This window comes from Methanoculleus sp. DTU007 (assembly GCF_001512385.1).
In the GTDB taxonomy this organism is placed as follows: Archaea; Halobacteriota; Methanomicrobia; order Methanomicrobiales; family Methanoculleaceae; genus Methanoculleus; species Methanoculleus thermophilus.
Genome location: NZ_LFRO01000090.1, coordinates 2126 through 4292 on the forward strand (window position 1 = coordinate 2126; position 2167 = coordinate 4292).

Consider the following 2167-nt stretch of genomic DNA (forward strand, 5'->3'; position numbering starts at 1 on the left):
TTCATCCGCTTCTCGATCTCTTCGGGGGTCTTCGGCGCCGGGACGATGACCTTCTCTCCGGGCTGCCAGTTCGCCGGCGTCGCGACACCATACTTGTCCGAGGTCTGGAGTGCCTTTGTGAGCCTTAAGATCTCCGGCATGGACCGTCCGTTGGACATCGGGTAGTAGAGCATGGCACGCATGATCCCCTTGTCATCGATGAAGAAGACCGTCCTGATGGTCGAGGTGTTGCTCTGACCCGGATGGATCATCCCGTAGCGCCGGGCGACCTGCATGTCGAGATCGGCGATGACGGGGAACGGGATCTCGACGCCCATCTTCTCCTTGATATTTCGGATCCAGGCCAGGTGCGAGTGGACGCTGTCGATCGAGAGGCCCACGAGCTGGACGTTCATGCTTGCGAGTTCCTCGGCGATCGCGGCAAACGCCATGAACTCCGTGGTGCAGACCGGCGTGAAGTCAGCGGGGTGAGAGAAAAGGATGACCCACTTCCCCCGAAGATCCGAGAGTTTCAGGCGCCCATGGGTGGTTAGTGCGTCGAACTCCGGTGCTTTCTCGCCGATGACCGGCATCTGGATAACTTCTTCAGGTTCCATGGTATCACTTCTTCGGGCGGTTGCCCATGTACTCTTCGAGGGCGGTCTTACCGTGGATGTATGCCGGCATCCCGGCGAGCAGGAACGCGACCCGAAGCCCCTCCTCGATCTCCTCCTTCGAGACGCCGAGACTCTTCGCGCCGGCCATCTGAGCACGCACGGCGTGCCAGTCCCGGAGGGCCGCCGCGATTGCAATCGCGATGATCTTCTTTGTCTGTCTTGAGAGGGCGCCGTCGGCCCAGACCACCTGGTCGAGCCCCATGACCTTCCCATAGAGATCGGGATCCGTCTCCTTGAGTTCCTTAAAGATCTCGGGCACTTTGCCGATCTTCTCTTCAAGCCTCTTTAAGTCCTCTCCCATCTCTCTCACTCCTCGAGCACCATCGGCTCCCCGCAGCAGATCAGTTCTCCGCCGCCGGCCTCAAGGACCTGGACGACGTTTCCACAGATCTCGCAGCGGTAAACCTCACCTTTTGCTGATACGTTCACCATCACGCTCACCTCGGGATCATTCGTTAGACCTTTTGGGAGGATTCATGACATCTTCCGGTGTCTTTATGTCCGGCCTGATATGCGTCATTGGGAAGCAGTTGTACATCTCGCAGGCACAGGTCGGGCACTTGACAAGGTCCTCGTCGGTTTTGTCGATCCGGAGTTCCCGGCCGCAGTCGACGCAGATGTAACGGCCAGGACCCGGCCGCTCACCGGCTTTTGCTGTTTTTCTGGTTTCTGGTTCGGCCACAGGCATTCACCGAAACGGTACTACTGTTTCAAGGTATTTAGCAGTATCCTTCTCGCCGGGATCGGTTCGGACTCCGACAGCCGGATTGCGCCACATGATATTAATAGGTTTGTGCATAACTTCTCACTCATGCCAAAGAAGGTCCTCGCGCTACTTGGGAGCCCCATTCTCGACGGAAATACAGCCCGCCTCCTCGACGAGGCCATACGGGGGGCAAAGGAGGCCGGATGCGAGGTCGAGAAGATCGATGTCGCTCACATGGACATCCTCCCCTGCATGGAGTTCTTTCAGTGCAAGGTGGGTGATACCTGCCTGATCCAGGATGAGATGACGGAGATCTTTCAAAAGTTTCGCGAGATGGACGGCCTGATCATCGCAACCCCCATCATGACGATGGGCATCCCCGGAAGGCTCAAGTCGTTCATGGATCGGTTTCAGGTCTTTTATATGGCCAAATACCACCGGAAAGAATCATTCATCTCTCCCGAGCACCGAAAGAAGCGCAAGATGCTCTTTATATCGATCGCGGGGATGAACCTCCCGAATGTCTTTGACGGAGCCAGGATGACCATTCAGGCGTTCGGTGAGATCATCGATTGTCCCCTCTGGGACGAGGTGCTCCAGAACGACATGGACACCATTCAGGATATCGCGACGCGGCCGGAGGTGATGGAGGCGGCGTACCGGAAGGGCTCCGAACTCGGGCGGCTGGTGGGTTAATCGTCGGGCTCGATGTGGACCACCACCTCGGCAAGCCCCGGCACCGCCTCTTTGAGCCGCCGCTCGACCTCTTCGGAGATCTCGTGGGCCCGGGCAACCGGGAGGGCCG

At 58.3% G+C, this 2167-nt stretch carries 6 protein-coding genes; 1 reads left to right on the forward strand and 5 read right to left on the reverse strand.

Annotated features, from left to right (window positions below):
• The 4 genes from ACI94_RS09300 to ACI94_RS09315 form a co-directional block, all read right to left on the reverse strand.
• The coding region (locus ACI94_RS09300; RefSeq protein WP_286681352.1) for a peroxiredoxin at positions 1–596 on the reverse strand (596 nt) is incomplete at its 3' end.
• A 4-nt stretch (positions 597–600) separates the two neighbouring features.
• The gene (locus ACI94_RS09305; protein WP_286681353.1) at positions 601–957 is read right to left on the reverse strand and encodes a carboxymuconolactone decarboxylase family protein; all 357 of its coding nucleotides are present in this window, start codon (positions 955–957) and stop codon (positions 601–603) included.
• Between the two features lie 5 nt (positions 958–962).
• Complete coding sequence (locus tag ACI94_RS09310; protein ID WP_066958109.1) at positions 963–1088, reverse strand: desulfoferrodoxin FeS4 iron-binding domain-containing protein; 126 nt, start codon at positions 1086–1088, stop codon at positions 963–965.
• Positions 1089–1104: 16 nt separating this feature from the next.
• The gene (locus ACI94_RS09315; RefSeq protein ID WP_083524838.1) at positions 1105–1338 is read right to left on the reverse strand and encodes a hypothetical protein; all 234 of its coding nucleotides are present in this window, start codon (positions 1336–1338) and stop codon (positions 1105–1107) included.
• A 129-nt stretch (positions 1339–1467) separates the two neighbouring features.
• Here ACI94_RS09315 and ACI94_RS09320 point away from each other — a divergent pair, with 129 nt between their 5' ends.
• Positions 1468–2058, forward strand: coding sequence for a flavodoxin family protein (locus ACI94_RS09320; protein ID WP_066958113.1), 591 nt, complete (start codon positions 1468–1470; stop codon positions 2056–2058).
• On the opposite strand, the gene ACI94_RS09325 is transcribed toward ACI94_RS09320, so the two are convergent.
• Positions 2055–2167: cation transporter dimerization domain-containing protein (locus ACI94_RS09325; protein WP_286681354.1), on the reverse strand; the 113-nt coding region annotated here is incomplete at its 5' end. The genes ACI94_RS09320 and ACI94_RS09325 overlap by 4 nt on opposite strands.

Coding starts and splice junctions, on each gene's coding strand:
- ACI94_RS09305 (WP_286681353.1), bottom strand. CDS start 957: ATGGGAGAGGACTTAAAGAGGCTTGAAGAGAAGATCGGCAAAGTGCCC.
- ACI94_RS09310 (WP_066958109.1), bottom strand. CDS start 1,088: ATGGTGAACGTATCAGCAAAAGGTGAGGTTTACCGCTGCGAGATCTGT.
- ACI94_RS09320 (WP_066958113.1), top strand. CDS start 1,468: ATGCCAAAGAAGGTCCTCGCGCTACTTGGGAGCCCCATTCTCGACGGA.